The organism is Ideonella sp. P3_A4 (genome assembly GCF_056403075.1).
The window spans coordinates 1-4249 of record NZ_JBFUGE010000528.1 but is presented as its reverse complement, the minus strand read 5'-3'; the positions used below and the strand labels follow the sequence as shown (position 1 = coordinate 4249).

Below are 4249 nucleotides of genomic sequence, written 5' to 3'. Positions count from 1 at the left end.
CCCGCGTGCAGCTCGCTGCCAACGGCCGCTGGCAGCCGGCGGTCGAGGGCAACCAGCCGTGGCAGGCCGGCCGCTGGCAAGGCCGTCTCACGGACCTGCAAGGCCGAGCCAGCGACGGCTCCGGACAACCCTGGCTAGCGGCCAAGGACCTGGCCCTGAACCTCGCCTGGGACGACAGCGGCAGCCTGAGCGAAGCCAGCGCCGAGCCCGGCCGCATCGCTCTGCCCGGCACCGCGCTGCACTGGAGCGAAGCGCGGTACCGCGCCGGCGCGGGTGGTGGCCCGGGCCAGCTGGCGGTGCAGGCCAAGCTCGATGCGTTCGAGATCGCCCCGCTGCTGGCGCGTGCCCAGCCCGAGCTCGGCTGGCGCGGCGACCTGGTGCTGAGCGGCGACATCCACGTGCAGGCCAGCGAGCGCTTCGATGCCGACATCGTCTTCGAGCGCTTGCGCGGCGACCTGAGCGTGGCCGACGACGTGCGCGACGAGGCCACCGTGCACCGGCCACTGGGCCTGTCCGACCTGCGGCTCGGACTGGCCGCGCACGACGGCACCTGGCACTTCACCGTCGGCGCGGCCGGCACGCAGCTGGGCGACATGGCCGGCGTGGCCAGCGTCCGCACCACGCCGCAGGCCCGCTGGCCGGGGCCTGAAGCGCCGCTGGACGGCGTGTTCCAGCTCCACGTGGCCAAGCTGGCCGCCTGGGGCGCCTGGGTGCCGCCGGGTTGGCGCTTGGGCGGCGACCTGCAAAGCGCGGCCTCGCTGGGCGGACGCTTCGGCTCGCCCGAGTTCAGTGGCCGCCTGACGGGCCGCCAACTCGAGGTGCGCAACGGCCTGCAAGGCGTGCAGTTCACCAATGGCACGGTCGACATCAGCTTCCACGGCGACCACGCCAAGATCGAGCAGTTCGAATGGCGCGGCGGCGACGGCACACTGCGTGTCGCTGGCGAAGCCACGCTGGGCCGCCGGCCCGAGGCCGACCTGACTGTGAAGGCCGACTACCTGCGCCTGCTCGGCCGGCTGGACCGGCGACTGGTCGCCACCGGCCAGGCCACGCTGGCGCTGCGGCCCAACTCGGCCAAGCTGAGCGGCAAGCTCAAGTTCGACGAAGGCCTGATCGACTTCAGCCGCGGCGGCGCCCCGACGCTGGACGACGACGTGCGCGTGGTCGGCCAAGCCGCCAGCGCACCAGCCCCGGGCGAGCCTGGCGCGCCGGGCCCCGATGGCCAGCCCACCGAGATCACCCCGCCCACGGCCGCCGAGCGCGACTTCGAAACCCAGCTCGACTTGGCGCTGGACCTCGGCCCCTCGCTGCGCATCAAGGGCCGTGGGCTGGACACCTACCTGCGCGGCACACTGCAGCTGACCAACCCCGGCAAGCAGCTCGCCGTGCGCGGCGACGTGCGGGCCGAGCGCGGCACCTACCGGGCCTACAACCAGAAGCTGGAGATCGAGCGTGGCCTGCTGGTCTTCACCGGCCCGCTGGACGACCCGCGGCTGGACATCCTGGCGATCCGGCCGAACCTCGATGTCGAGGTCGGCGTGTCCGTCACCGGCACCGCGCTGAACCCGCGCGTGCGGCTGGCCAGCGACCCCGAGATGAGCGACACCGACAAGCTCAGCTGGCTGGTACTCGGCCGCGCACCGGATGGCCTGGGCCGCGCCGATTCAGCCCTGCTGCAGCGCGCTGCGATGGCGCTGCTGGCGGGTGAAGGCGAGGGCCCGACCGACGCCTTCCTGGCCAACATCGGCCTGTCGGACTTCGGTGTGCGCCAGACCGGCGAAGGCGCCGAGCAGACGACCACGGTCTCGCTCGGCAAGCAGCTGACGCGGCGCTGGTACGTCGGCTACGAGCGCAGCGTCAACGCCACCACCGGCACCTGGCAGCTGATCTACCGCGCCGCCCAGCGCTTCACCCTGCGGGCGCAGTCGGGCGAAGACAGTGCGCTCGACATGATCTGGTCCTGGCGCTGGAACTGACGGCTTCGCGCCACTGACCGCCCCGCTGACGGGTCCACTGACACCACGTTGTCAGCAGCAGGCTCGGATAGTTCAGTCCTGAACACCGAGCCCATGGAGCCGCCTGCCGTGAACGCCGCCACCGCCCTGCCGAACCCACCCGTCCCGACGCCGACATTCGCCTGTGCCGGGACGCGCCCTGTCGACCACCACGTCGACGACGCCTGGTGGGCCGAGCTCTTTGGTTGGAAGACTGTCTGTGACGACGAGCCCACCAGCGAGCGCCTGATGCGCCAGGCCAGCCTGTTGGCGTTGCTATCGGTCGCGTGAGCAACAGCGCAGCGCCAGCCGGCGTCCCGCGTCCCGCGCCTTAGGGGGATCGCAGGCCGCGCCCTACCCTTGTTTGGGGATGTGCGCACCCAACCGCGCGGCGCCCAATGCGACGGTGGCCGACAAAGGGCAGGTCCGCGCTTTGGCCGTCGCCACAAGGAGACGCACATGAGCGCAATCTTTGGCGAGACCCTGACCTTCGGCCAACGCAACGGCCCCGACATCCAGCTCAAGGTGACGGGCGACGAGTTCTACGCGATCCACGAAACGCTCGATGGCTACACCGCCGTCAACGACAGCGACCGCGGCCAGTTCTGCTACGCGAGCGTCACCAACGGCAGCTTCGTCTCCAGCGGTGTGCCGGTCACCGCCCCAGCGCCGGCTGGCACAGCACGTCACTTGCGCGAGGCGCTGGGCGTCAGCCACCGCCGTTTCGAAGCACGCCGCGCGCGAAGCCAGCCGCGCCGCACGACACCGGTCGCGCATTCGGCGGCCCTCAGCTTCGGGCCCAGCAACGGCCTGCTCGAAGGGCGCCGGCTCAGCAACGGCCAAGTGCGTGGGCTGACCATCCTGGTCGAGTTCCAGGACGTGCAGACCACCGTCACCAAGGCCGACATCGACGAGATGCTCAACGGCGCCAACTACACCCGCAACGGCAACTTCTGCTCGGCGCGCGAGTACTTCCGCACCGTCTCGACCGGCAAGCTCGACTACAGCAACGACGTGGTCGGTCCGTTCCGCCTGGCGCATGACCGCGCCCACTACCTGACCACGCTGTTGGTGCAGGAGGCGCTCGACCTGGCGGTTGCCTCGGGTGTGGACCTGACGCGTTATGACTCGCGCCGCGAAGGCATCCTCGATGCGCTGAACATCCTGTACGCCGGGCAGACCCAGTACGACGGTGACCTGTGGCCGCACAACTCGACCATCGACCTGCGCTACGGCAGCATCTCGACCAACCTGTACCTTTTGACCAGCGCCGGGCGCAATGCGAGCGAGCTCAGCATCGGCACTTTCTGCCACGAGAACGGGCACCTGCTGTGCCGCTTCCCCGACATGTACGACTACGGCGACGCCAACCGCGAAGGCGATGGCGTCAAGAGCGCAGGCATCGGCACCTACTGTCTGATGGGCTCCGGCAACCACCTGAACTTTGGCCTCACACCGTCGCCAGTGTGTGCCTACCTGCGCGACCTGGCCGGCTGGTGCGACAACGAGATCGAGCTCAGCGACGACGGCACGCAGCTGGAGATCCAGCACGGCGCCTACGACACGGTCTACAAGTTCAAGACCGGCGCGCCGAACGAATACTTCATCGTCGAGAACCGCTGCAAGCTCGGGCTGGACCAGCACCTGCCCGCGAGTGGACTCGCCGTCTACCACTGCGACACCAACGGCTCGAACGAATTCCAGGACGGGCTGGGCAGCCGCCACTACCAATGCCGGCTGCTGCAGGCCGATGGCCACGACGACCTGGAACACAACGTCAACCAGGGCGATGGCACCGACCTGTTCGCGGCCGTGGCCGGCATCGCGCTGTCGCATGACACCCGGCCGTCGACACGGCTGTGGAGCGGCGCCGATTCGGGCCTGGTGATCGGCGAGATCGGCGTGCCCGACAACAAGATGCGCTTTCGCCTCGGCGAGGGCGCGCCGACCGGCGCGGTGCATGTCGAGAACACCTCGCCAGTGGCGATCCCTGACAACAACCCGGACGGTGTGCGCAGCAAGATCAACGTGGCCGCCGGCGGCATGCTCAAGCGCCTGCAGGCCAGCGTCAACATCTCGCACACCTACATCGGCGACCTGGTCGTCGAGCTGGTCGGCCCCGGCGGCACCGTGGCCACGCTGCACAAGCGCTCGGGCGGCAACACCGACAACCTGGTGGCCAGCTACGACTCGACCAGCTCGGCAGCGCTGGCCGCATTCATTGGCAAGCCTGTGCAAGGCGACTGGGTGCTGAA

Annotated in this window: 3 protein-coding genes; all 3 read left to right on the top strand. The window is 69.8% G+C overall.

Annotated features, from left to right (window positions below):
• On the top strand, positions 1-1976 hold a 1976-nt coding region (locus AC1DYI_RS28230; protein WP_477207441.1), incomplete at its 5' end, for a translocation/assembly module TamB domain-containing protein.
• A gap of 108 nt (positions 1977-2084) precedes the next feature.
• On the top strand, positions 2085-2285 hold the full coding sequence (locus tag AC1DYI_RS28225) for a hypothetical protein (protein WP_477207440.1): 201 nt from the start codon (positions 2085-2087) through the stop codon (positions 2283-2285).
• 168 nt (positions 2286-2453) lie between these two features.
• The coding region (locus AC1DYI_RS28220) for a M6 family metalloprotease domain-containing protein (protein ID WP_477207439.1) at positions 2454-4249 on the top strand (1796 nt) is incomplete at its 3' end.